We start from the raw sequence: 23243 nt of genomic DNA on the forward strand, positions 1-23243 counted from the left end.
CCCAGACGTCCTTCTGCTACAGGATACCGAATGACCGCTTCCTCCCCACCCGCCGAAACGAAGATTGCAAAACGGGGTATCTGGGGTTGGGTCATGTTCGACTGGGCGGCGCAACCGTTCTTCACGGTCGTCACCACTTTCATTTTCGGCCCCTATTTCGTTTCACGCCTGACGGAAGATCCAGTCTCGGCGCAGACGGTCTGGAGCAACATGGCGACGATATCCTCCATCGTCATTGCCATTTTTTCCCCGATCCTCGGTTCGATTGCCGATCAGTCCGGATCACGCAAGCCGTGGATCGCCTTTTTTGCCGTCATAAAGATCGTCAGCCTGTCGCTCCTGTGGTTTGCTGCACCCGGCTCTCCAATCGTCCTTCCGGTCGTCTGCATGATCTTTGCCTCGATCGCGGCGGAGTTTTCCATCGTTTTCAACGATTCCATGATGCCGAGATTGACCAATCCGCAAAATGTCGGCCGAATTTCCAACCTTGCCTGGGGGCTCGGTTATCTCGGTGGCATGGTGGTATTGATTGCTGTTGTGACGCTCCTCGCCGCCAACCCGCAAACTGGCCGTACGATTGCCGGCATCACGCCGCTTTTCGGGTTAAATCCTGTCACCGGAGAAGACGCTCGAATAACAGGGCCGATCGCCGCGCTGTGGTACCTCGTCTTTATCCTGCCGATGTTTCTCTTCACTCCCGACAGTGACAAGGGCTTGCCATTCAAGTCAGCCATCCGCTCTGGACTGACGGAATTGCGGGCAACGCTGCGAGAGCTTCGTGGTCGCCCTGTCCTGCTGCGGTTTTTGATCGCCCGTATGCTCTATCAGGATGGCGTCAACGGCGTCCTCATTCTCGGTGGTGCTTTTGCAGCCGGTATGTTCGGATGGGCGACAATGGAGATCGGGCTGTTCGGCATTCTTCTGAATGTCGTTGCCATTGCGGGCTGTTTTGTTGCCGGCCGCATAGACCATCGCCTCGGCTCTCGCACGACAATCCTCATCAGCCTCGTGCTTCTGTTGATTGCGACCATCGGCATTGTATCCACGGAACGTGGCTCGACCCTCTTTGGCTGGATGGCGCTATCGACCACTGATGATGGCGGTATATTCGCGACGGGCGCAGAGAAAGCCTATCTCGTCTACGGTGTGCTGATCGGCCTGGCTTTCGGTCCCGTGCAGGCCTCGTCACGCTCCTACCTGGCGCGCAATATCACGGTGGCGGAAGCAGGCCGTTATTTTGGGATTTACGCACTATCGGGACGCGCTACCAGTTTCATGGCAACGCTGAGCTTTTCGGTCGCAACCGCCATGACCGGCTCAGCCCATATCGGCATGGCAACCTTGATCGTTTTCCTGGGAGCCGGATTTCTGCTGTTACTGCGCGTTCCCGAACGCACAGCACCCCAATCCGAAGACAAGAAGTGACAGGCGGACCGGCCAAGGCCGGTCGCAGCAGGTTTTCAAAGCTGGTCGAGTTTTTGCTGCAATGCGCGCAGTTGCTCTTTCAGCTCGTCAATTTCAGAAGCATTCGGCTTACGCGTCTCCTTCGGAGCCTGCGGCATCGAAAAAGGCGCGAACCCCTGCATGGCCTGACGGAAAAGTTCCGTGTTGCGGCGGATCTGCTCTTCCATCATCTGAAGCGGTGCCTGGAAATTCCGGGCAAGCGAACCGTCGCCGAAGGCCTTGGCCATATGCTCCTGCATCTGGCTCTGCTGATCGGAAAAGGTCTTCATCGAGTGCTCGAGAAACGTCGGCACCACCATCTGCATCTGATCGCCATAATAGGAAATCAACTGCCTGAGAAAAGCCGTCGGCAGAAGCGTGTTGCCAGTCTTGGCTTCCTGCTCGACGATGATCTGCGTCAGCACTGCATGGGTAATGTCTTCGGATGTCTTGGCGTCCTGAACCTTGAAGTCCTCACCACGCTTGACCATCTGCGCCAGGTCATCAAGCGTCACATAGGTGCTCGTGCCCGTATTGTAGAGCCGCCGATTGGCGTATTTTTTGATAATCGTTTCGCCGTCGTGCTTTGCCATCCTCGCCTCCTCGCGATGCTGGTATTTTTTTGTTTTTTGGTGTTATTGCTCTTCCCGTTGTGAAGTGTAAGCGCAAAACCAGCCCTGTGACAAATGTTTTGTGCAATGCAACAGTTTGTTTTTTGCGCAGCAATTTTTGGCAATATATCGCATTGCTTTCGCAACATCTTTCAAAGCGCCCGACACCGTTTGACTTGGATGAAAACCTTTGCCAGTCTCCCGCCCGAAAGTGAGGAGGAACCTTATGACTTTGCCTTCAATCGTGATCGCCAGTGCGGCCCGCACTGCCGTTGGTTCGTTCAATGGAAGCTTTGCCAACATCCCGGCCCATGAACTTGGTGCTACGGTCATTCGCGCCGTTCTGGAGCGTGCGGGTGTCGAGGCAGGTGAAGTCGATGAGGTGCTTCTGGGGCAGGTTCTGACGGCTGGCGAGGGGCAGAACCCGGCACGACAGGCAGCCATGAAGGCTGGCATTCCGCAGGAAGCGACGTCTTTTGGTATCAACCAACTCTGTGGATCAGGTCTGCGCGCTGTAGCGCTTGGCATGCAGCAGATTGCAACGGGTGACGCGGCAATCGTTGTCGCCGGTGGTCAGGAGTCCATGTCCGTGGCGCCCCACTGCGCACATTTGCGCGGCGGCGTAAAAATGGGCGACTTCAAAATGATCGACACGATGTTGAAAGATGGCCTCACTGACGCGTTCTACGGTTATCACATGGGCATCACAGCCGAGAACATTGCCCGGCAATGGCAGCTCAGCCGTGACGATCAGGACCAGTTTGCCGTCGCCTCCCAGAACAAGGCGGAAGCGGCACAAAGCGCAGGACGATTCCAGGACGAAATCGTGCCTTTCACAATAAAGGGCCGAAAGGCCGACATCATTGTTGATACCGATGAGCACATTCGCGCCGGTACCTCAATTGAAACGATGGCTAAACTCCGTCCCGCCTTCGACAAGGAAGGCACCGTTACGGCCGGTAACGCTTCCGGCCTGAACGACGGCGCCGCTGCAACCTTGCTGATGACCGAACAGGAAGCTTCCCGACGCGGTATTACGCCATTGGCGCGCATTGTCTCCTGGGCAACAGCGGGTGTCGATCCGCAAATTATGGGAACAGGTCCCATTCCTGCCTCTCGCAAGGCGCTTGCCAAGGCGGGCTGGTCAATCGGCGATATTGGCCTGGTGGAAGCAAATGAGGCCTTTGCGGCACAGTCCTGTGCCGTGGTTCGTGATCTTGGTCTTGATCCGTCAATCGTCAACGTCAACGGTGGCGCTATCGCGATCGGCCATCCCATTGGTGCGTCCGGCGCACGCGTCCTTAACACGCTTCTGTTCGAAATGCGCCGCCGCAATGTCTCCAGGGGTCTTGCGACGCTGTGCATCGGTGGCGGCATGGGCGTTGCGATGTGTGTGGAGGCCCTCTGAAAACCATTTTGGTTTCAGAAGCAATGCTGTAGAAGCAGCCTCCCATTGGCCGCATTTATGTGGCCGTTGAACACCATCTTTTACAGGTCATGGAGGCCAGCATGAGCCGGGTTGCGTTGATTTCAGGCGGAACGAGCGGAATCGGGGCAGCAATTGCGCGTGCATTACAGGCCGCCGGCTACAAGGTGGCTGTCAACTACGCCTTCACGACCGATCGTGCAGCGGCGTTCCAGAAGGAAACCGGCATACCGGCGTTTCAGTGGGACGTACGCGACTACGACGCCTGCCTTGCGGGCATCGCCCAAGTCGAGGCAACATTGGGCCCAATCGAGGTTCTTGTGAACAATGCCGGCATCACCCGCGACGCGATGTTTCACAAGATGTCACCCCAGCAATGGCGTGAGGTAATCGATACAAACCTCACCGGTGTGTTCAACATGACCCATCCCGTCTGGCCGGGCATGCGGGAGCGGGGATTTGGACGTATCGTCAACATATCCTCGATCAACGGTCAGAAGGGGCAGGCGGGGCAGGCGAACTACTCCGCCTCCAAGGCGGGAGATATCGGCTTTACCAAAGCCCTCGCCCAGGAAGGCGCGAGCCGCAATATCACGGTCAACGCGATATGCCCCGGATATATCGGCACGGAGATGGTCAGAGCCATTCCCGAACAGGTCCTGTCAGAGCGCATCATACCGCAGATCCCGGTGGGACGGCTTGGCGAACCCGAAGAGATCGCTCGTTGTGTTCTGTTCCTCGTCTCCGACCAGGCGGGATTTATCACAGGCTCCACCCTTACGGCCAACGGCGGACAATATTTCGCCTGACAGGCATTGGCAGACTTCCGGCCGACAGGACCCCACGTCAGTAAACTTTTCGTGATAACGCCTCGTCGGCGGAGGTGTCGCACAAAAACTTGAGTCAGAAAAACGCCTATGGAAATAGAAGCTAACCAGATGAAAAGGCGACTCTTTTTGTATGGTTTAGAAAGACTCTAAATTATACTGATGACTCAGAAACCATGTTTTTCTTGACACTGACTATCCTGTTTTGGTTTAAGAGCGAAAACAACGTGTTGCGTCATACAGGCAGTTAGTCATGCTGGTTTGCAGCTGCAATTACATTACCGACAACGACATCCGCGACGTCATCATTGAGTTGCTGGACGAGGACTGTTGGCAGCTTATTGTCCCGGCAAAAGTCTATCATGCCATGGCAAAACGTGGCCGCTGTTGCGGCTGTTTTCCGACTGTAGTCGACCTCATCATCAAAACGACCGAGGACTATCACGCCCGTCGCCACTCGACGGAAGCCGAGGTTTTTGATTTTATGTCCCGCCTGAAGCGATTCCACGAAGAGAACAGGAGAGCGGACATTGAAAGGCGACAAAAAAGTCATCGAGCAGCTTAACGAGGCGCTGTTCCTCGAACTCGGTGCAGTCAACCAGTATTGGCTCCATTACCGTCTGCTGAATGATTGGGGCTTCACAAAGCTTGCCAAGAAGGAACGTGCTGAGTCCATCGAAGAGATGCAGCACGCCGACAAGATCATCGACCGCATCATCTTCCTTGAAGGTCACCCGAACCTTCAGACCGTCGCTCCTCTGCGTATCGGCCAGAACGTCAAGGAAGTGCTGGAAGCTGATCTCGCGGGCGAATACGACGCACGTACCGCCTACAAGAAGTCGCGTGACATCTGTCATGACGCCGGCGACTACGTGTCGATGAAGCTGTTCGAAACGCTGCTCATCGACGAGGAAGGTCACATCGACTTCCTGGAGACGCAGCTCGACCTTCTCAACAAGATCGGTGAAAACAAATACGGCCAGCTCAACGCTGACTCTGCGGATGCCGTCGAATCCGAATAATCGGACCTTCATGAATATGAAAAAGGCGGCACCGGTGCCGCCTTTTTGCGTTTTTACTGACCAGCCAGATGCCGAAACTCGGCGACCACCTGCTCATAAACGCCCCGTTTGAAGGGGACGATCAATTCAGGCAGGCTTTCCATCGGCTTCCAGTCCCACGCATCGAATTCCGCCTCATGGCCTGTAGGCGGCGGATCAATCTGGATTTCGCTCTCGTCACCGTCAAAGCGGAACGCAAACCAGCGCTGCGCCTGCCCACGATATTTGCCGCGAAGACCGATACCGATCAATTCCGGCGGCAAGTCGTAGTGAATCCAGTCACGCGCTTCCGCAAGCAGCGTAACGGTCTTCATGCCCGTCTCTTCATAAAGTTCACGAACGGCAGCTTTCAGCGGCTGCTCGCCGTCGTCGATGCCACCTTGCGGCATCTGCCATAGATGCGGAGAACCGTCATATTCGGAGTTACCCTCCTTGATACGCCGTCCAGCCCAGACAAGGCCTTTGCTGTTGAGCACCATGATTCCGGCGCAAGGGCGATAAGGCAAATCTTCTGCTTTGATAGTCATCAAAAACCCGCTGGCTTTGCGCGCCCATTAAGGCGCAGGGAGAGAAACCGATCAAAGGTTTACTGTCCTGCCTGTCCCGAGACAAGCGCAGAAACGCCAACGATCTCAATGCCTCGCGCCGACGCCTCCGGCGACCACTTCGCGATGGCAGCGATGCTTTCGTCAAATGCCGACGCCACTCCGATCGCAGAACCGTTGCGGCGCGCTATCCGTTCCAGTTCGTCGAGCTTGCGCAGGATGGCACCTTCGTTGACCTCATTGTCGAGTTGAACGTCGGCGAAGCCATGAGGTGCGGATATCGCCTTGCCGATGTTGCCACTTAAAGACTGAGCGGATGAGCCATCATCGAGAAACAGCAGTCCGCGCTTGCCGATATCACGCATCACAGGTTCCAGCGCCTTTTGATCGGCGAGAAAGCGTCCCCCGAGATAGTTCATCACACCGGTGTAATTGGTGATTTTCGCCATGGAACGATGCAGGCGATCAATGTTGACCTTGGCCGGGTCACCCGCCAGCAAGGTATCGGGCCCAGGATTGGTTCCCGGATAACCAAAGGGTTCAAGCGGAACCTGCAGCAAAATCTCATGACCTTCGCGACGCGCTTCCTGCATCCAGCGTTGCAGGCTGTTACCGCTTGCCGCGAAGCCCAGCGTCACCTCTGCAGGAAGATCACGAATGGCCTTCTGGGAGCCAGTCTGGCTCAAACCCAGGCCACCAACAACGATGGCAACACGCGTCCCGCGCGCGCCTGACCACGGCCTGGCATATTGTTCCACCGAACGCAGACCATCCGCCGCGACGATCGGCAAGCGACCGAATGCAGTCTCTTCCAGCAAGGCGTCATTGGGCCTGGTGGCCATACGAGGGTCCTGACCATAGGTCTGACCACTCATCAAAACCGGCCCATCATTATCCCGCGTCCGAGGGGAATAGACGGATACGATGTTACCATCGGCCATCGTCGAGCGATTGATGTTTGCGCCGGAGCGCCCGCTTTCCGGCTGCAGACCTGTGGTCTCAGCATTTCCTGCTATATCGGCCGGCTGTTCCTGATCCTTCTCAGAAGGCGTCGCAGCAGCTTGCGTATTCGCGGTCGTTCGCTGGAGGTTATCCGGATATAGCGCCGTATAGATCGACAAGCCGCCAATCGTCAGCACAGCGACACCGGCAAGGCCCATAATTGCCGAAAAGCGCCGGTTGAAACCGGCGCTTTTTTTATTGCGGCCCATGAGCGGTTTTCGCAGGTCCGAAGGCAATGAAGGGTCCACTCGACTGATGCGGCAAAAGGGAAAAAAGCGCCGTCAAACGGCGCTTTTCGTCTTACTGCTTGTTGACCACAGCCTTTTCCGGGTTCGGCGGGAAGGACGGATCGGTCTTGTTGCCGCGCAGAAGATCCAGCGCATAGTTGAGCTGAATGTCGTCCTTTGCTTCCGGCGGAACATAAGCGGAAGAACCAGAACCTTCTTCGGTTTCGCTCTGTCCCTTGATGTGACCGGTCAGACCCGATTCACCTTCGCTTGTGACCTTACCCTGCAATTCCGGTGGCAGCGGCTGTTCAACCTTGATGTCAGGCTGAATACCCGTACCCTGGATCGACTTGCCAGACGGGGTGTAATAGAGCGCCGTGGTCAGGCGCAGTGCGCCTGCTTCGCCAAGCGGAATGATCGTCTGGACGGAGCCCTTGCCGAACGAGCGCGTACCGACAACCGTCGCACGGCGAAGATCCTGCAGAGCACCAGCTACGATTTCAGATGCCGAAGCCGAACCGCCGTTGACAAGCACGATTACCGGCTTTCCATCGGTCAGATCGCCTGCCGTCGCGTTGAAGCGGCGGGTTTCATCCGGATTGCGGCCACGGGTCGAAACGACCTCACCACGCTCTAGGAAGGCGTCGGAAACGTTGATCGCCTGATCAAGCAGACCGCCTGGGTTGAGGCGGAGGTCGAGCACATAGCCCTTGAGCTTGTCGGCAGGAACGTCCGCCTTGATTTTCTTGATCGCCTTTTCGAGGTCATCATAGGTCTTCTCCGTGAAGGAGATGACACGAAGATAACCGACATCGCCTTCAACGCGGGATTTGACCGCACGCACGGCAATGATGTCACGCATCACAGTGAATTCGAGTGGCTTGTCCGCGCCCTGACGGATGATCGTCAGTTTGATCGGCGTCTTGACGGCGCCGCGCATCTTTTCAACGGCCTGCTCCAGCTTCAAGCCACGAACCGGTGTTCCGTCAATTTCCGAAATGAAGTCGCCAGCGAGGATGCCGGCGCGAGATGCGGGCGTATCGTCGATGGGCGTGATAACCTTGACCAGTTCATTTTCCATGGTCACTTCGATGCCGAGACCGCCAAACTCACCCTTGGTCTGGGTGCGCATGTCGTTGGCGTCCTGCGCATTCATGAAGCTCGAATGCGGATCAAGCGAGCTGAGCATGCCGTTGATGGCATTTTCGACCAGCTTCTCATCATCTGGTGGCGTTACATATTGGGCGCGGACGCGCTCGAACACGTCACCAAAAATCGACAGTTCCTTATAAGTCGAAGGTCCGGCGGCCTGTGCCGGCATGCTCGCCGAATAAATCACACTCATCGCCGTGGCGCCCATAAGCCCACCGATAAGGAGAAGCGAAACCTTACGAATCATTGTGCGCCCTTCCGGTATTTTTTGCGGTCCACCACGGTTGAGAATCAACCGGCACGCCGTCTTTCCTGAACTCAATGTAGAGCGTTGGCCTGTCCGTTTCCAGCGCCAATGCTGCTGCACTTGCTACTCTTTTTGCACCCATCGAAGCGATGGGCTCGCCAGAGAATACAAACATTCCCTGCCTTGTCCTTACATTGTCCATGCCCGTCAGAACCACATGATAACCATCCCCGGTATTGAGGATGATCATGCGGCCATAACTGCGGAAATCGCCCGCAAAAACCACAAAACCGTCTGCAGGGGCCGTCACCAGCGCCTCGGGGCCCGTTGCAACCACGAGACCTCTGGAAAAGTGACCTGTTCCGTCGGCGTCTCCAAAGCGACGCAGAACGTCGCCAGCCACCGGCATGTCCAGCTTACCCTTCAAACTTGCGAAAGGATATGCTGGCGCAATACGGTTTTTATCGGGCGTTCCCGCCTCTGCGCCGGCTCTCTCTTTCTCTCGTTCTGCCTCGGAAAGACGCGCCAGACGTTGCTCTTCCGCCCGCGCCTTTTCCATCGCCTCACGCACCGAACTGATCTCGGTTTCAAGAGAACTTACAAGGCCTTCCAGACTCGTTGCCTTGCCGGCAAGTTCTTCCGAACGCTTGCGTTCTGCCTCCAGTTCAGACGCAGTCTGCGTATTGCGACGATCATTCTCTGCCAGCAAAAGGTCGAGGCGTTTTTCCTCTTCCAGACTGGCCGTCATCATACCCGTAAGATCGCCTTTTTCGCGAGCGATTGCCTGCTGCAGATCGGTCAATTCTTTGAGAGCGGCAACGAGCTTGTCAGTCTCGGCGCGAATTCCAGGAACAACGGCGCCGAGTAGAATGGCGCTACGAACCGAAGCAAGCGCATCTTCCGGCGAGACAAGCAGGGCAGGCGGCGGGTTGCGCCCCATGCGCTGCAGTGCCGCCAGAACCTCGGCCAACACACCACGCCTCTCGCGCAGAGAAGCCTTCACGCCATCTTCGCGCACACCGAGTTTTGCCAGCCGGTCTTCGCCATCGCTGATTTTTGTTTCGAGATCCTTACGCCGCGCCGCCGAATCGATCAGTTCCTGGCGGATACGCGTGCTGTCCTGGTCAAGCGCGGCGATGCTCTCTTCAAGTTGTCGGGTCTTGTCTTCGGAAAGCCCAATGCTGTCGACCAGTTCCTCGAGATCCTGACGGTTTTCGTCGCGGCGCTTTTCAAGCGCCTGCAGATCATCAGGCGGGGCATTGGTGGCATCCGCGCTGGCCGCGCCCGCATCATCGCGCGCGACGGTAAAGCCAGCGGGAAAAAGACCGAGGGCCAAGGCAGCGATCACCGCGCCTGCAACAGCCATCTGCCCCTTTTTCTGCCGTCCTTTGTCCATTTGAACTTTCTTTGATGCCGAAGCGCAATGAACGACATTACGCTGCTTCGCCACAATTCACCAAGAGGCAACCGCCAAAGCCGATCCACACCGTGCGGTGTTCGGGAATTTTCGTGTTGAAATTGAGACACCAATTCGCCGAAGAGGGCTCTTCAGACGCGATGATAGGGGTGGCCGGAAAGAATGGTGACGGCGCGGTAAAGCTGTTCGGCAATCAAAATGCGCACGAGTTGATGCGGCCAGGTGAGTTTTCCGAGATTGAGAACCGCGACGGCCTTCTCGTAAAGCGACGGATCAAGCCCATCTGCCCCGCCAATGGCGATAATCAGATCACGTCGACCGCTGTCGCGCAGGTTACCAAAAAACTCGGCAAACGCGGGACTGTCCAGCGCCTTGCCGCGTTCATCGAGCAACACCAGAGCCGCTCCATCGGCCAGATACTTCTCAAGCATCGCCGCTTCTTCGCGCTTGCGTGTCTCCGAGTTCGATGCACGACTTTCGGCGACTTCAATGACGCGTGAAAATTCCAGACCGATCGCTGGACCGGTTTTTGCGAGACGCTCGAGATAGCGGGCCGCAAGATCCTTTTCGGGGCCGGATTTCAACCGTCCCACCGCAAAAATCGAAATACGCATTCAAAACCGCCCTGTCGCAACCCAATCGGGTTACGCTCATAACAGCATCCTCCGCGAATTCCTATGCAGCCAGCTCTCAGGCCGATATCAGAACCGCATCAATGCAGCGTTTCCTCCGGCATATCCGGCGTCGCCCACATCTTTTCGATGTTGTAGAATTCACGGATTTCCGGGCGGAAAACATGAACGATGATATCGCCTGTATCGATCAGCACCCAGTCGCCGGTCTCAAGACCTTCGACGCGGGCGTTTCCGAAGCCCTCATCCTTCATATCTTTGAGAAGATGCTCGCAGATCGCCGAAACATGCCTGTTCGATCGCCCGGAGACCACCACCATGTAGTCCGCAAGCGCCGATTTTCCGGCAATGTTGAGAGATACGATATCTTCAGCCTTGGAGTCCTCAAGACTCGCGAGGACGGTTTCAAGGGCATGGTCGGCGGCATCGGCGCCACTGTCCTGGCCCTTCGGGATAGCAACATGTGCTCTTCCCTTGGCGTGAACTGTTGTCAGAGGTTTTCCTTTCCCAAGAATGACAAAACAGGCACTGCGCGACGTGATTCTCTACGTCACACAATGAAGGTGGCATCAAAGCATTAACTTTTCAAGATATGGCCCCTGAAGGCCACCGGCCATACATCATTTGTGACCGTTACGAAGAGCCGTGGAACTGAGCGTCGAACGCGGGCCATGAATGAACACCCAAGCTGGCGCGGTTTTTTTCCACAAAACACCCGCATCATCCTCATCGACCCGCGCATGGCTGAAGGCTTGCGCCATGGTGGAAGACAGATAGGCCAGCGTCGAACCAGGCCGGTCGATCACGGCGATCGGAAAGGTTTCAGCGATCTGTCGCCATTTCTGCCAGCGGTGAAAGCTCTTCAGATTGTCGGCCCCCATAACCCAGATAAAACGGACATGAGGATTTTTCGCCTTTACCTTGGCAAGCGTGTTGGCCGTATAGCTGATGCCAAGCGACTTTTCGAACGCCGTAACCTTGATGCGCGGATCGCTCACCAGCCTTTCACAGGCGGCAATGCGATCTTCCAGCGGTGCAAGGTCTGCGCGACTTTTAAGCGGATTTCCCGGCGTCACCATCCACCAGAGCTGGTCAAGCCCGAGCCTTCGAAGCGCGATTTCCGCCACCAGCGCATGTCCGGCATGCGGCGGATTGAAGGACCCGCCGAAAAGCCCGATGACCATGCCGCGCTCTGCATGCGGCATGGTGAGGTAACGCCTGTCGATCCGTACTTCGGCTACCAAATATCAGGTCCGTGTCTGGCCGGTGCCATGCACGCGGTACTTAAACGAGGTAAGTTGCTCGACGCCGACCGGTCCCCTCGCGTGCATTTTGCCCGTCGCGATGCCGATTTCTGCCCCCATGCCGAATTCGCCACCGTCGGCGAATTGTGTCGACGCGTTATGCAGGAGAATGGCGGAATCGATTTCGTTGAAGAAGCGCTCGACAACTGACGGATCTTCCGCAATCACGGCCTCGGTATGATTGGACGAGTAGGTGCCGATATGGTCAATCGCACCAGAAATACCATCAACGACGGTAACGGAAATGATCGCATCGAGATACTCGGTACGCCAATCCTCTTCCGTTGCGGATACTGTCCCTGCAACGACATCGCGGACCGCCTGCGAACCGCGAACCTCACAACCGGCATCGACCAACGCTTTCACCAGCGGTTCAAGATGCGTCGACGCCACAGCTTTATCGACCAGCAGGGTTTCGGCCGCGCCGCAAATACCGGTTCGGCGCATCTTGGCATTCACGACGATTTTTTTCGCCATGTCGAGATCGGCGGACTGATCGACATAGATGTGGCAAAGCCCTTCGAGATGCGCAAAGACCGGTACGCGCGCTTCGGATTGAACGCGGGCCACCAGGCTTTTGCCACCGCGCGGCACGATTACGTCAACGGTACCATTCAATCCACCGAGAAGCGCACCAACCGCAGCACGATCCGTTACAGGAACGAGTTGGATAGAATGCTCTGGAAGGCCGGCAATCTTCAAGCCTTCGACGAGGCAGGCATGGATAGCACGCGATGAATATTGCGAGTCGGAACCGCCGCGAAGAATGACCGCGTTACCAGCCTTGAGGCAAAGCGCGCCGGCATCCGCTGTGACATTCGGGCGGCTTTCATAGATGACACCGATAACGCCAAGTGGCGTGCGAACGCGCTCGATGTGCAGCCCGTTTGGCCGGTCCCAGGCGGCGATAACTTCACCAACCGGATCGGGAAGGGCGGCAATCGAGCGAATGCCTTCGGCAATTCCGTCGATCCGCGCCTCGTTCAATGTCAGCCGATCAATGAAAGATGCAGCAATACCGGCGCCTTCAGCGGCCGTCAGATCCTTGGCATTGGCAGCAAGAATCTTGTCTTTCGCTGCCTCAATGGCTGCGGCCATCGCCAGGAGCGCACGGTTTTTCTGTTCAGTCGACGCGATCGACAACGGTCGTGCAGCAGCTTTCGCCTGTGTGCCGATGGCTGTCATCAGCGCATCGATATCATGGCTCTGCTTCACGGCCTGTTCAGGCATCGACTTCATCCTTCTTCGTGGTTTTCACTTTGACCGCAGGCCCCGTCATGACCAGATCGTCACGATGGATCATGGCCGCGCGTCCGACATAACCGAGAATTGCCTCGATTTCATTGGACTTGTGGCCATAGATCTGACGCGCTTCGTCAGCATCGTAACCCGCAAGGCCACGAGCAATTTCACGTCCCTCAGATCCGATGATGGCAACGGCATCACCGCGACCGAAGTTTCCTTTGACCTGACGTACGCCAGCGGGAAGCAGGCTCTTGCCCGCCTGCAGCGCTTTCTCCGCACCTGCATCCACATGCACTTCGCCAGCGGGCTGCAACTGCCCGGCAATCCAGGTCTTGCGCGCAGTGACGGGCGTGCCCGAGGGGGCAAACCAGGACGAGCGCGCACCACTCTCAATGGCTTTCAAAGGATTGAGCGTCTTGCCAGAGGCGATAATCATGCCGCAACCGGCAGCCGTCGCGATCTTGCCCGCGTCCATCTTCGTGCGCATGCCGCCGCGCGACAGTTCTGAAGCCGCCCCGCCTGCCATGGCTTCGATTTCGGGCGTGATGTCAGAGATCGTCTCGAGGAACCTGGCATCCGGATCGAGATGCGGTGGCGCGGTGTAAAGACCGTCGATGTCCGACAGCAGCACGAGAAGATCCGCACCCGTCATTGTCGCGACGCGCGCCGCCAGGCGATCATTGTCGCCATAACGGATCTCGGTAGTGGCCACCGTATCGTTTTCGTTGATGATCGGGATCGCACCGATTTTCAGAAGCTGGCTGATCGTCGCACGCGCGTTGAGATAACGACGGCGCTCTTCCGTATCGGACAATGTCAGCAGGATTTGTCCCGCAACGATCTCATGCCGCGACAGGCTTTCGGACCAGGCGCGCGCCAGCGCGATCTGTCCGACGGCCGCAGCCGCCTGGCTTTCCTCAAGCTTCAACGCACCGGAAGGAAGCCCAAGCACGGTGCGGCCAAGCGCGATAGCGCCTGAAGAGACCACCTGAACATCCACACCGCTCTTCTTCAGGGCTGCGATATCTTCGCAGATGGCATCGAGCCAATCCTTTTTCAGTCCGCTCTTTCGATCGACCAGCAGCGCGGAACCGATCTTGATGACGATCCGATTATGATTGCCGAGAGGTTTTCGCGCCAAGGTCGACGTCATAGCCGGTCGTCCCCATCCTCGATTTCCTCGATCGGCATGGATCGGTCGGGCAGGGCCGTTTCACCACCGTCGCTGGCCGAAACGATAATGTCGCGAAGGGCGCGAAGGGCCTCCGTCATACCGATATGGGCAGCGGCCGACAAAAGCAGCGGCGGACGACCGCAGGCCTTTTCAAGCTCCTTGGCCTTCTTTTTCAGCTCTTTTTCGTCGAGCACGTCGATCTGGGAGAGCGCGACGATTTCCGGCTTGTCGGTCAAACCGCCACCATAGGCGTCCAGCTCAGCCTTGACGGTTTTATACGCCTTGCCGACTTTTTCTTCCTGTGCGGAAACCAGATGCAGCAGAACACGGGTGCGCTCGACGTGACCGAGGAACCGGTCACCGATACCCACACCCTCATGCGCGCCTTCGATCAGACCTGGAATGTCGGCAAGCACGAACTCGCGACCGTCGATGGTGGCAACGCCGAGATTGGGGTGCAGCGTCGTAAAGGGGTAGTTGGCGATCTTCGGCCGCGCCCGCGTAACCGTTGCCAGGAATGTCGACTTGCCTGCATTCGGCAGACCAACGAGACCGGCATCGGCAATCAGCTTGAGCCGCAACCAGATCGTCTTTTCTTCGCCTGCCAGACCGGGGTTGGCATGGGTCGGTGCCTGGTTGGTCGATGATTTGAAATAGGCATTACCGAAGCCGCCATTGCCGCCGGCGGCAATACGAAAACGCTGGCCTTCCTTTGTCAGGTCAACGATCAGCGTTTCATTGTCTTCTTCAAAGATCTGCGTGCCGACAGGTACCCTCAGCGTCACATCGGCGCCCTTGGCGCCGGTACGCGTCTTGCCCATGCCGTGCTGGCCGATCGAGGCCTTGAAGTGTTGCTGAAAACGGAAATCGATCAGGGTGTTGAGACCATTGACGACCTCGATCCAGACGTCGCCACCGCGGCCGCCATCACCACCATCCGGTCCACCGAACTCGATGAATTTTTCGCGCCGGAACGATACGGCACCCGCGCCGCCATCACCTGACTTGATATAGACTTTTGCTTCATCGAGAAATTTCATCAGACTGCCGTTCTGTCAGCTTTATGCGCAATTGCGGCAAGCATATTGCCATCGCGCTTCAAACAAAGGTTCTGCCGCTTCGAATACAGGCGCTTACCCTGAACGTCAAAGACTATCGTGGGAAAGCGCCCGGACAACAAGGCCGGTTTGCGGCAAAACCGGCCTTGTTTATTTCAGTGTCTCGGCTTTGGACGCACAAGTCCGTCCTCGGTCAGGACCGTATCTATATGCGCGACCATGGCGGCACGCGCGGTCGCATAGATCTGATGGCACCCGGTAACGCGAAAGCCGAGCTTTTCCTGCACCCTGAGGGATGCCGGATTGTCGGCGAACACACCAGAATGCAGCACAGTACCAGGCATACGGCGGAAGAACCGTTCACCTACAGCAGCGACCGCTTCAGTCATGTAGCCCTTGCCCCAATAGAAGCGGTTGAGCCAGTAACCGAGATGCCATTCGCCATGCCGCAATTCCACGGAGACGACGCCGATGAGGGTGTCATCTCCATTGGTAATGGCAAAGTCCCAATCCGGCAAAGTCCCGGATGTGCGAAGGATCAGCCATTCCAGCGCATCCTGACGATGGTAGGGCGCCGGAACGCGTGCCAACATCCGCGTGACCTCGAAATCGCTCAAGGATTCGGCAATGCTGCCGGCGTCTGACAAACGCTGAGGGCGCAGCACCAGACGGCGCGTTTCGAGAGTAGGGCAGGGGCCGGGCGGTGACGCGGTATTAACGCGACGACGGGTCAGTTCCAGTGCACTCATCCCATGTCCCCCCAGCTCTTCAGCGAAACCCAGGTCTTGCGATCCAGACGGTACCATTCAACCGGCACCATGCCACCAAGCGCCAGTGAACCGACCATGCCGGAACTCTGGAACTGAAAACCGCACTTCTGAATAACCCGCCGTGAGGCGATATTGGTGACCCGGCACCGCGCATCGATCTGGTCGATCTCGCGGGTTCGGAACGCCATATCGATCAACGCATGTGCCGCTTCGGTCATGTAGCCACGGTTCCAGTAGGGTTCCCCCAGCCAATAACCGATTTCCAGGGTCTTTTCATCTTCCTGGGGCTCGAGGCCGCAGCATCCCATAAACTCGCCATTGTCCATGCGCGTAATCGCATAGACGCACTTGCCAATCTCGCCAGCTTTGGTGCGTCGCACGAAGTCCACGGCGTCTTTCGCCGTGTACGGATGCGGCATACGCGACACCATGGTCGCGATATTGGCGTTGTTGGCAAGATGGGCAAGGGCGTCGATGTCTTCTTCGTGAGGCTTGCGCAATACCAGCCTCTGCGACAACAAAACGGGGCAATCGCTCCTTGACCGATCGGGCCTCGGCCGTTCTTGGGGTGACCGTGATTGGTCGACCCTTAACAATTCAGCTTGCATGGTTCAGTCCCTCCATGAGGTTAAAGAAAAAGGGGAGTTGGGTGGTGCCCCAACTCCCCTTTTTTATGACTGAACCTGATGCGTCTCAGCCGGGTCGTTGGGACACCGGCTGCATATGACGCTGCCGGCTTATTCTGCGGCTTCGGCTTTCGGCGCGACGGATACGAACACGCGGCCGTTAGCCTTCGTGCGGAAGCTCACGTTGCCTGCCGTCAGTGCGAAAATCGTGTGGTCCTTGCCGATGCCAACGTTGGCGCCCGGATGCCACTGCGTACCGCGCTGACGCAGAATAATGTTGCCTGGAATGACAGCTTCGCCGCCGAACTTCTTTACGCCAAGGCGCTTGGAATTCGAATCGCGACCGTTACGCGAAGAACCGCCAGCTTTTTTGTGTGCCATTGGATTGCTCCTTTAAACCTAGTTTCCCGTGTCGCGCCGATCAGGCAGCAACGATGTCCGTGATGCGGACGACAGTGTGATGCTGACGATGGCCGCGCGAACGCTTGGAGTTCTGACGACGACGCTTCTTGAAGGCGATAACCTTCTTGCCGCGGTTGTGCTCGACAACTTCAGCCTTGACCGTTGCACCAGCAACGAAAGGAGCGCCGAACTTTGCGTCAGCGCCAACGCCGATCACGAGAACTTCGGTGAATTCTACAGTTGCGCCAGCTTCTGCTTCCAGCTTTTCGATGGTCAGCACGTCGTTGGCCGCTACGCGGTACTGCTTACCGCCGGTCTTGATGACTGCGAACATTTTTTATCCTTTCATGTTCGTTCCGGCTCTGCCCGCAAACGCGTGCTGGCCGTCTTTTTATCAGTCGGATGAGCGGAATTTCGTCCGGGCTGAATGCCCTTCTAAACTCTGCCGGTGAAGCCACCCCGATAGGCGTGACATAAACAGAAGGCGCAATACGCCATCAATTTGGGTGCGGGGATACGCGAGACTCCGGCTTGTGTCAAGACAATGAAGCTTTGAAAAGTAACCGTAACGCCAAGAATTTCAGGCGATTTCGGCTCTTCTTGCAGTCCCCCCTCGAAATTTGCATCGCAAGTGTATATATGGCGCGTAAATAAGGAGCAGAAATGGCCCGCATTGACCAGACCGACGATTGGCGGGACCGCCACGCGCCGACAATTTCAGCATTTGAATCGCTGGCCATCGAGGCCTATGGCCACCTGCCGGAAGAATTCCGCGCGCTGACCAAGGACCTCATTATCGAGATCGCCGATTTTCCGACTGACGAAGTCTTTGAAGATATGGCGCTTGAAACACCGTTTGATCTGCTCGGACTATTTGAGGGCCGCGGCATTTCAGAGCGCTTTACCATGGAAACCGGCGAAATGCCGAACCGGATCACGCTCTATCGTCGTCCCATTCTCGACTATTGGGCGGAGAATGACGAAACGCTGGGCGATATCATCACCCATGTCCTCATCCATGAAATCGGCCACCATTTTGGCCTCTCGGACGACGACATGGAGCGTATAGAAGAAAGCGCCGAGGCTGCCGTGGACCGGTAATCCGGTCCACACCAATCACATCATCACTGTTCGCCGAGCTTCATGTCCGGGTGATATTCCTTGCCATCGACCGTCTTGGTCACGGCTTGGCCGCAGTGCATCACACCGGCTGCGGCATTGAAGGCATAGGTCGGCGAACCTGCAAGCTCCCAGCCCTTGTTGAGAGCCTCGGTAACGCGATGGCAAAACTTCGAGTCGTCCGGACCTGTGATAAAACGATAGACTTTCACTTTTCCTGCCTTTCTGGAGAAACGGGGCGAACAATCTGAACCTGGTCAGATTGCGCGAGGCCCCAACTAGATTCTGTTTTTTGCGGCGCCATGAGCGATGGCGTCAGCGAGCGCCACAAGCCTTTCGGCTTGGCCAACATGCAGTCGTTCGACCATGCGCCCGTTTTTGTTGATAACATTCAATCCAGCGGATTCGGGTTGGGCAAAAGCAGCAATGATATCCCGAGCTTCGGCAACCTCGGCCTCTTCCGGAGCAAACCGGCGGTTTGCCGCCTCGATCTGGGCAGGGTGGATCAGCATCTTGCCATCAAACCCCATATGGCGCCCCTGTTCGCATTCGAGATCGAAACTGCCGAGATCGCGAAAATCGTTCGACACGCTGTCGATGACATCCAGTCCATACGCGCGGGCAGCCAGCACAACCTGCATCAACCATGGAACCAGATAAGCGCGACCGGGCAGGGCAGGAACTCTTGTTTCCTTACGCAAATCGTTCAGCCCGACAACAAAGGCGGACAGCCGCGCGTCAGCCGTATGGGCCGCTTCGGCAATTGCGGCAGCATTGAGAACGCCGCGTGGCGTTTCGATCATCGCCCAGATTTTCAGATCCGCGGGAGCATCGCTCTCCGAGAGAAGATCGGCCACCTGATGAATATCGGACGGGGTGTCCACTTTCGGCAGGAGAACGGCATCGGGACGACAGAAAAGGACAAGCTCCAGATCCGCTTTTCCCTCCGTCGTTTCGAAGGGATTTATGCGGATAATTGCTTCACGCGCAGCAAGCGGGCGATCCTGAAAGAATGCCCTAAGATTGTCCCGCGCCTTCTCTTTCATATCAGGCGCAACAGAATCTTCCAGGTCGAAGATCACCCCATCGCAATCAAGATCGTGAATCTTGTCGAGCGCTCGAGTGTTTATTGCGGGAACAGAGAGCAACGAACGACGAGGGCTGACGATGTTGTGATGCAAAAAATTAGCCATGCCGCACTTGTGTCAACCTTTTATGACATCTGCAAGCTGACAATCCACTGAATCCTCTTGCAAGCCGGATGAAGAAGGCCCACATTCATTTGGAAAGAAAGGTTTGGATCATGCAAGGCATCCGTTCGTTTTTCATCGCCGCATCCGGCATCGCAATTCTGGCTATGGCCGCTCTCTTCACCGCTTCGCTGACGGTGGCGTTTGTGGGCGCGCTCGCTGTTCTCAGCCTCGCGCGCCTTGTCTCCGCCCGTCTCAAGCCAGCGCCAATTCCGGTGAAAACCCGCGGTCAGCAACGCGACATGCGCGTATGGAACGACGGCAAGGGCACGATCATCGATCTCTAAGCCCCGCGCAGCAGGGTAAAACGCCACGGTACTGACAAAAGCGTACCGAATTGGGCGTGTTTGTGCTTCAAAACCCATGTGTTTTGCAGTATTTCCCACAGGGAACCTGAAGCAGGCCTTGGCGCTGCTGTTCTGTTAAAAGAATTCCGGAGCGACAGATGGAAAAGTTCACCAAGCTGACGGGCGTGGCCGCCCCTATGCCGGTCGTCAACATCGACACCGACATGATTATTCCGAAAGACTATCTGAAGACCATCAAGCGTACCGGTCTTGGCAAGGGTCTTTTCGCGGAATCGCGTTACCTCGAAGATGGTTCGCCGAACCCTGACTTCGTGCTGAACAAGCCCGCCTATCAGAACGCGCAGATTCTCGTCGCCGGCGACAATTTCGGCTGCGGATCGTCGCGTGAGCATGCGCCGTGGGCGCTTCTTGATTTTGGCATTCGCTGCGTGATTTCCACCAGCTTCGCCGATATCTTCTATAACAACTGTTTCAAGAACGGCGTTCTGCCGATCGTGGTCAGCCCGGAGAACCTTGAGAAGCTGTTGGACGACGCATCGCGCGGTTCCAACGCGGTCTTGTCGATCGATCTTGAGCGCCAGGAAATCAGCGGACCGGATGGCGGCACGATTGGCTTCGAGATCGACGCATTCAAGCGCCACTGCATGTTGAACGGTCTCGATGACATCGGCCTTACGCTCGAACACTCAGGTGCAATCGACACCTTCGAAAAAGCCAACACATCTGTCCGTCCCTGGGCGTAAATCTAAGCTGCTTATGATGAAAGCCGATCCTGTCACATAAAAGCGTACCGGATCGGCTTTTGCTTTGCTTGAAAAGCCCCTCCACCAGCGATAAGAAGCCCCACCCCATCCACACCGTCGAATATGCGGCAACCGATGGAAAACGAGTTTCATGCTGCGTCCGCCATTCTCGAAAACGCTTTGCGATGTTTTCCGGTGTGTCGCCAAGGAGGTTTTGATGACAGTTCGCACGCTTTTCCTGCTGCCCGGTGACGGTATCGGCCCCGAAGCCATGGCCGAAGTCCGCAAGCTGATCGCCTACATGAATGACGAGAAGAACGCCGGCTTCAAGATCGAGGAAGGCCTGGTCGGCGGTTCCGCCTATGACGCACATGGCGTCGCGATCTCCGACACTGACATGGAAAAGGCCCTGGCGGCAGATGCCATCCTATTCGGTGCAGTCGGCGGGCCGAAATGGGACGGCGTCCCCTACGAACATCGCCCGGAAGCCGGTTTGCTACGTCTTCGCAAGGATCTCGAACTGTTCGCCAATCTGCGTCCGGCAATCTGCTACCCGGCACTCGCCGCCGCCTCTTCGTTGAAGCCCGAACTGGTTGAAGGCCTCGACATTCTCATCGTCCGCGAATTGACCGGCGGCGTCTATTTCGGCGAACCCAAGCAGATCATCGATCTGGGCAATGGCCAGAAGCGTGGCATCGACACGCAGATCTACGACACCTTCGAGATCGAACGCATTGCAAGCGTCGCTTTCGAGCTCGCGCGCACCCGCGACAACCGCGTTTGCTCCATGGAAAAGCGCAACGTCATGAAATCGGGCGTACTGTGGAACCAGGTTGTCACTGAAACGCATGCGGCAAAGTACAAGGACGTTCAGCTTGAGCACATGCTGGCAGATGCCGGCGGCATGCAGCTTGTTCGCAAGCCCAAGCAGTTCGATGTCATCGTGACCGACAACCTGTTTGGCGACATGCTGTCCGACGTTGCCGCCATGCTGACTGGTTCACTCGGCATGCTGCCTTCGGCTTCGCTGGGTGCACCAGACGCCAAGACCGGCAAACGCAAGGCCATGTACGAGCCAGTGCATGGCTCGGCACCCGATATCGCCGGCAAGGGTATCGCCAACCCGATCGCCATGATCGCGTCTTTCGCTATGTGCCTGCGTTACTCGTTCAACATGGTCGAAGAAGCCACAAAGCTCGAAACCGCCATCGCCAACGTGCTCGACAAGGGTATCCGCACGGCCGATATCATGGCCGAGGGTTCGCGCCAGGTCAGCACGACCGAAATGGGTGATGCGGTTCTCGCCGAATTCAAGGCGCTTTCGGCGTAACCGACACAGCGATTGGCTGGGCAGGTGGCACCGTTGCCTGCCCAGCGTCTTTTGGTAGAAGGTGTTCGTACCGCTTGTCGGTCAGCGTCTTCAAAAACGCGACTATGGCGTCCACGCGCTTGTCGTCCAGTGCCGGCGCCGAGGTCAATTCCTCCATGGCGATATTATCAGGCACTTCCGGCGCATCCCATTTTTCGCCGGTTTCCGGGTTGATCTGACGGCTCGGCTTCTTGCTTTTGTATTTCACGTAAAACAGCACGGCGGTGCGCAGATCCTTGAACACCCCGTTGTGCATGTAAGGCGCGGTGACGGCAACATTGCGCAATGTCGGCACCTTGAATTTGCCACGTGCAGACGGGTCACCCGCGACAAGCGGGTTCTGTGCCAGACCAAGATCGACCGTATCTGCTTTCGACCCATTCGCCGCACGCACCGCCTTGTTGGCGGGGACGCCGATATTGAAATATTTGTGGTTGGTGAAGAGCCCGTTTTCCAGTCCCTTCGAACCACGTATTTCGTGGCAGAGATTGCAATTGGTGAACTGTGTCGATGACATCAGCACCCGTCCAAGCTCTTCCTGATCTGTTAGTTTTTCCTCCCCCCGCAAAAAGCGATCATATTTCGAGTCAAAGGTGGAAAACTGATCTGAGCGCTCGAAACTGGCCAGCGCCTTTGTCATGGCTGCAAAAGCTGTCTCATCATCCTGAAAGACATCCCCGCCGAACTGCGTGCCGAATGCGGCGACATAATCCGGATTTTCTTTCAGCCGCTGAACAACAGCGGCCTTGTCCGGCATGCCCATTTCTATCGGATTGAGAGGAGGGCCAGCGGCCTGATCCTCCAGTGAGCCGGCCCGCCCATCCCAGAACTGCCCGCCGACATATTCGCCCGCGTCATTTTTGCCGAAAGGTGGCGAGAATTTCGTATAGGCCGCAGTCGGCGCATTTCGATCGCCAAGCGAAAAACCGTCATCGCCCAAAGAAACGTCGCGGCCAACCTTGTCCGCCTCGCGCGCATCCGAAAAACCGGCAGCCTGCATATGGCAGGTGGAACATGCCATCGTCCGGTTCATCGATATGTTGGGATCGTCGAAGAGGGCCGCGCCCAGTTTCTCGAGCGTCGCATAATCTTCACCGCCGTGCGCTTGCAGGCTCTCCAGGCCCGCTCTCACAGGCGCCATGGCGAAGATGGAAGCAAGAACGATAGAGGTGATATATCCGGGTCTGGTCATCGGTACGGCACGCTTCAGGAAAATGCGCGATTAATGCCCGCCTTATACCACTTCACATGTTCTGCGCCCACAAACTTTCACAGCACTCTCCAG

At 56.8% G+C, this 23243-nt stretch carries 26 protein-coding genes and 1 pseudogene; 9 read left to right on the top strand and 18 right to left on the bottom strand.

Annotation, left to right across the window (positions count from 1 at the left end; genetic code table 11):
- Positions 1-30 precede the first annotated feature (30 nt).
- Entirely contained in the window at positions 31-1425 is a 1395-nt protein-coding gene (locus tag ACIQT8_RS19465) for an MFS transporter (RefSeq protein WP_400968497.1), read from the top strand.
- A 35-nt stretch (positions 1426-1460) separates the two neighbouring features.
- Here the strand turns inward: ACIQT8_RS19465 and phaR are convergent, their stop codons facing one another.
- Positions 1461-2036 carry a polyhydroxyalkanoate synthesis repressor PhaR gene (gene phaR, locus ACIQT8_RS19470; protein ID WP_138795190.1) on the bottom strand — a complete coding sequence of 192 codons (576 nt, stop codon included), beginning with the start codon at positions 2034-2036 and terminating at the stop codon, positions 1461-1463.
- A gap of 244 nt (positions 2037-2280) precedes the next feature.
- Here phaR and ACIQT8_RS19475 point away from each other — a divergent pair, with 244 nt between their 5' ends.
- From ACIQT8_RS19475 to bfr, 4 genes are all read left to right on the top strand, one after another.
- The gene (locus ACIQT8_RS19475) at positions 2281-3462 is read left to right on the top strand and encodes an acetyl-CoA C-acetyltransferase (RefSeq protein ID WP_400968500.1); all 1182 of its coding nucleotides are present in this window, start codon (positions 2281-2283) and stop codon (positions 3460-3462) included.
- 101 nt (positions 3463-3563) lie between these two features.
- Positions 3564-4289 (top strand): acetoacetyl-CoA reductase, encoded by a 726-nt coding sequence (phbB, locus tag ACIQT8_RS19480; protein WP_138795188.1) that lies wholly within the window; start codon positions 3564-3566, stop codon positions 4287-4289.
- A 271-nt stretch (positions 4290-4560) separates the two neighbouring features.
- On the top strand, positions 4561-4872 hold the full coding sequence (locus ACIQT8_RS19485; protein WP_400968502.1) for a bacterioferritin-associated ferredoxin: 312 nt from the start codon (positions 4561-4563) through the stop codon (positions 4870-4872).
- Positions 4838-5329, top strand: a complete 492-nt coding sequence (gene bfr / locus ACIQT8_RS19490; RefSeq protein ID WP_138795186.1) for a bacterioferritin — start codon at positions 4838-4840, stop codon at positions 5327-5329. Before ACIQT8_RS19485 ends, bfr begins: the two co-directional genes overlap by 35 nt.
- 53 nt (positions 5330-5382) lie before the next feature.
- On the opposite strand, the gene ACIQT8_RS19495 is transcribed toward bfr, so the two are convergent.
- The 14 genes and pseudogenes from ACIQT8_RS19495 to rplU form a co-directional block, all read right to left on the bottom strand.
- Positions 5383-5895 carry an RNA pyrophosphohydrolase gene (locus tag ACIQT8_RS19495; protein WP_138795185.1) on the bottom strand — a complete coding sequence of 171 codons (513 nt, stop codon included), beginning with the start codon at positions 5893-5895 and terminating at the stop codon, positions 5383-5385.
- A 59-nt stretch (positions 5896-5954) separates the two neighbouring features.
- The gene (locus ACIQT8_RS19500) at positions 5955-7151 is read right to left on the bottom strand and encodes a divergent polysaccharide deacetylase family protein (protein ID WP_400968505.1); all 1197 of its coding nucleotides are present in this window, start codon (positions 7149-7151) and stop codon (positions 5955-5957) included.
- Between the two features lie 64 nt (positions 7152-7215).
- The gene (locus ACIQT8_RS19505; RefSeq protein WP_138795183.1) at positions 7216-8541 is read right to left on the bottom strand and encodes a S41 family peptidase; all 1326 of its coding nucleotides are present in this window, start codon (positions 8539-8541) and stop codon (positions 7216-7218) included.
- Entirely contained in the window at positions 8531-9937 is a 1407-nt protein-coding gene (locus tag ACIQT8_RS19510; protein WP_400968507.1) for a murein hydrolase activator EnvC family protein, read from the bottom strand. Before ACIQT8_RS19510 ends, ACIQT8_RS19505 begins: the two co-directional genes overlap by 11 nt.
- 152 nt (positions 9938-10089) lie before the next feature.
- Positions 10090-10572 (bottom strand): 23S rRNA (pseudouridine(1915)-N(3))-methyltransferase RlmH, encoded by a 483-nt coding sequence (rlmH, locus tag ACIQT8_RS19515; protein ID WP_400968510.1) that lies wholly within the window; start codon positions 10570-10572, stop codon positions 10090-10092.
- A 98-nt stretch (positions 10573-10670) separates the two neighbouring features.
- Positions 10671-11160: pseudogene (rsfS, locus tag ACIQT8_RS19520) on the bottom strand (ribosome silencing factor).
- A gap of 50 nt (positions 11161-11210) precedes the next feature.
- Positions 11211-11795, bottom strand: coding sequence for a nicotinate-nucleotide adenylyltransferase (locus tag ACIQT8_RS19525; RefSeq protein ID WP_400968738.1), 585 nt, complete (start codon positions 11793-11795; stop codon positions 11211-11213).
- A gap of 42 nt (positions 11796-11837) precedes the next feature.
- Positions 11838-13124 (bottom strand): glutamate-5-semialdehyde dehydrogenase, encoded by a 1287-nt coding sequence (locus ACIQT8_RS19530; protein ID WP_400968512.1) that lies wholly within the window; start codon positions 13122-13124, stop codon positions 11838-11840.
- On the bottom strand, positions 13117-14292 hold the full coding sequence (gene proB, locus ACIQT8_RS19535; RefSeq protein WP_400968514.1) for a glutamate 5-kinase: 1176 nt from the start codon (positions 14290-14292) through the stop codon (positions 13117-13119). The genes ACIQT8_RS19530 and proB overlap by 8 nt, the downstream gene beginning before the upstream one ends.
- Positions 14289-15353: a GTPase ObgE gene (obgE, locus tag ACIQT8_RS19540; protein WP_138795178.1), complete on the bottom strand. Its 1065-nt coding sequence runs from the start codon at positions 15351-15353 to the stop codon at positions 14289-14291. Before obgE ends, proB begins: the two co-directional genes overlap by 4 nt.
- A 173-nt stretch (positions 15354-15526) precedes the next feature.
- Entirely contained in the window at positions 15527-16120 is a 594-nt protein-coding gene (locus tag ACIQT8_RS19545; RefSeq protein ID WP_138795177.1) for a GNAT family N-acetyltransferase, read from the bottom strand.
- Complete coding sequence (locus tag ACIQT8_RS19550; protein ID WP_138795176.1) at positions 16117-16749, bottom strand: GNAT family N-acetyltransferase; 633 nt, start codon at positions 16747-16749, stop codon at positions 16117-16119. The genes ACIQT8_RS19545 and ACIQT8_RS19550 overlap by 4 nt, the downstream gene beginning before the upstream one ends.
- Before the next feature lie 129 nt (positions 16750-16878).
- Positions 16879-17148, bottom strand: coding sequence for a 50S ribosomal protein L27 (gene rpmA, locus ACIQT8_RS19555; RefSeq protein ID WP_138795175.1), 270 nt, complete (start codon positions 17146-17148; stop codon positions 16879-16881).
- A gap of 40 nt (positions 17149-17188) precedes the next feature.
- Entirely contained in the window at positions 17189-17503 is a 315-nt protein-coding gene (rplU, locus tag ACIQT8_RS19560; protein ID WP_138795174.1) for a 50S ribosomal protein L21, read from the bottom strand.
- 329 nt (positions 17504-17832) lie between these two features.
- Here rplU and ACIQT8_RS19565 point away from each other — a divergent pair, with 329 nt between their 5' ends.
- A complete protein-coding gene (locus ACIQT8_RS19565) occupies positions 17833-18270 on the top strand; it encodes a metallopeptidase family protein (RefSeq protein ID WP_138795173.1) in 438 nt (145 codons plus the stop codon).
- Between the two features lie 23 nt (positions 18271-18293).
- On the opposite strand, the gene ACIQT8_RS19570 is transcribed toward ACIQT8_RS19565, so the two are convergent.
- Both ACIQT8_RS19570 and ACIQT8_RS19575 read right to left on the bottom strand, forming a co-directional pair.
- Positions 18294-18500: a DUF1737 domain-containing protein gene (locus ACIQT8_RS19570; RefSeq protein WP_262523494.1), complete on the bottom strand. Its 207-nt coding sequence runs from the start codon at positions 18498-18500 to the stop codon at positions 18294-18296.
- Between the two features lie 66 nt (positions 18501-18566).
- A complete protein-coding gene (locus ACIQT8_RS19575) occupies positions 18567-19481 on the bottom strand; it encodes an HpcH/HpaI aldolase/citrate lyase family protein (RefSeq protein ID WP_400968519.1) in 915 nt (304 codons plus the stop codon).
- A gap of 110 nt (positions 19482-19591) precedes the next feature.
- On the opposite strand from ACIQT8_RS19575, the gene ACIQT8_RS19580 reads away from it, so the two are divergent.
- From ACIQT8_RS19580 to leuB, 3 genes are all read left to right on the top strand, one after another.
- On the top strand, positions 19592-19825 hold the full coding sequence (locus tag ACIQT8_RS19580; RefSeq protein ID WP_400968521.1) for a hypothetical protein: 234 nt from the start codon (positions 19592-19594) through the stop codon (positions 19823-19825).
- 158 nt (positions 19826-19983) lie between these two features.
- Entirely contained in the window at positions 19984-20589 is a 606-nt protein-coding gene (gene leuD, locus ACIQT8_RS19585; protein WP_400968523.1) for a 3-isopropylmalate dehydratase small subunit, read from the top strand.
- 217 nt (positions 20590-20806) lie between these two features.
- A complete protein-coding gene (gene leuB, locus ACIQT8_RS19590; protein WP_400968525.1) occupies positions 20807-21919 on the top strand; it encodes a 3-isopropylmalate dehydrogenase in 1113 nt (370 codons plus the stop codon).
- Here the strand turns inward: leuB and ACIQT8_RS19595 are convergent.
- Positions 21900-23150, bottom strand: a complete 1251-nt coding sequence (locus tag ACIQT8_RS19595; protein ID WP_400968527.1) for a cytochrome-c peroxidase — start codon at positions 23148-23150, stop codon at positions 21900-21902. The genes leuB and ACIQT8_RS19595 overlap by 20 nt on opposite strands.
- Between the last annotated feature and the right edge of the window lie 93 nt (positions 23151-23243).

Origin of the sequence: Agrobacterium sp. NPDC090273, from assembly GCF_044772305.1 — a bacterium.
Lineage (GTDB): Bacteria > Pseudomonadota > Alphaproteobacteria > Rhizobiales > Rhizobiaceae > Agrobacterium.

Bases quoted from the DNA above. Each gene is read 5' to 3' on its own strand.
- ACIQT8_RS19525 (WP_400968738.1), bottom strand. From the start codon at position 11,795: ATGCCGCATGCAGAGCGCGGCATGGTCATCGGGCTTTTCGGCGGGTCC.
- ACIQT8_RS19575 (WP_400968519.1), bottom strand. From the start codon at position 19,481: ATGGCTAATTTTTTGCATCACAACATCGTCAGCCCTCGTCGTTCGTTG.
- ACIQT8_RS19545 (WP_138795177.1), bottom strand. From the start codon at position 16,120: ATGAGTGCACTGGAACTGACCCGTCGTCGCGTTAATACCGCGTCACCG.
- rpmA (WP_138795175.1), bottom strand. From the start codon at position 17,148: ATGGCACACAAAAAAGCTGGCGGTTCTTCGCGTAACGGTCGCGATTCG.
- leuB (WP_400968525.1), top strand. From the start codon at position 20,807: ATGACAGTTCGCACGCTTTTCCTGCTGCCCGGTGACGGTATCGGCCCC.
- ACIQT8_RS19550 (WP_138795176.1), bottom strand. From the start codon at position 16,749: ATGCAAGCTGAATTGTTAAGGGTCGACCAATCACGGTCACCCCAAGAA.
- ACIQT8_RS19565 (WP_138795173.1), top strand. From the start codon at position 17,833: ATGGCCCGCATTGACCAGACCGACGATTGGCGGGACCGCCACGCGCCG.
- ACIQT8_RS19495 (WP_138795185.1), bottom strand. From the start codon at position 5,895: ATGACTATCAAAGCAGAAGATTTGCCTTATCGCCCTTGCGCCGGAATC.
- obgE (WP_138795178.1), bottom strand. From the start codon at position 15,353: ATGAAATTTCTCGATGAAGCAAAAGTCTATATCAAGTCAGGTGATGGC.
- ACIQT8_RS19465 (WP_400968497.1), top strand. From the start codon at position 31: ATGACCGCTTCCTCCCCACCCGCCGAAACGAAGATTGCAAAACGGGGT.
- ACIQT8_RS19580 (WP_400968521.1), top strand. From the start codon at position 19,592: ATGCAAGGCATCCGTTCGTTTTTCATCGCCGCATCCGGCATCGCAATT.
- ACIQT8_RS19530 (WP_400968512.1), bottom strand. From the start codon at position 13,124: ATGCCTGAACAGGCCGTGAAGCAGAGCCATGATATCGATGCGCTGATG.
- phaR (WP_138795190.1), bottom strand. From the start codon at position 2,036: ATGGCAAAGCACGACGGCGAAACGATTATCAAAAAATACGCCAATCGG.
- ACIQT8_RS19485 (WP_400968502.1), top strand. From the start codon at position 4,561: ATGCTGGTTTGCAGCTGCAATTACATTACCGACAACGACATCCGCGAC.
- ACIQT8_RS19595 (WP_400968527.1), bottom strand. From the start codon at position 23,150: ATGACCAGACCCGGATATATCACCTCTATCGTTCTTGCTTCCATCTTC.
- rlmH (WP_400968510.1), bottom strand. From the start codon at position 10,572: ATGCGTATTTCGATTTTTGCGGTGGGACGGTTGAAATCCGGCCCCGAA.
- ACIQT8_RS19475 (WP_400968500.1), top strand. From the start codon at position 2,281: ATGACTTTGCCTTCAATCGTGATCGCCAGTGCGGCCCGCACTGCCGTT.
- rplU (WP_138795174.1), bottom strand. From the start codon at position 17,503: ATGTTCGCAGTCATCAAGACCGGCGGTAAGCAGTACCGCGTAGCGGCC.
- ACIQT8_RS19505 (WP_138795183.1), bottom strand. From the start codon at position 8,541: ATGATTCGTAAGGTTTCGCTTCTCCTTATCGGTGGGCTTATGGGCGCC.
- proB (WP_400968514.1), bottom strand. From the start codon at position 14,292: ATGACGTCGACCTTGGCGCGAAAACCTCTCGGCAATCATAATCGGATC.
- phbB (WP_138795188.1), top strand. From the start codon at position 3,564: ATGAGCCGGGTTGCGTTGATTTCAGGCGGAACGAGCGGAATCGGGGCA.
- leuD (WP_400968523.1), top strand. From the start codon at position 19,984: ATGGAAAAGTTCACCAAGCTGACGGGCGTGGCCGCCCCTATGCCGGTC.
- ACIQT8_RS19510 (WP_400968507.1), bottom strand. From the start codon at position 9,937: ATGGACAAAGGACGGCAGAAAAAGGGGCAGATGGCTGTTGCAGGCGCG.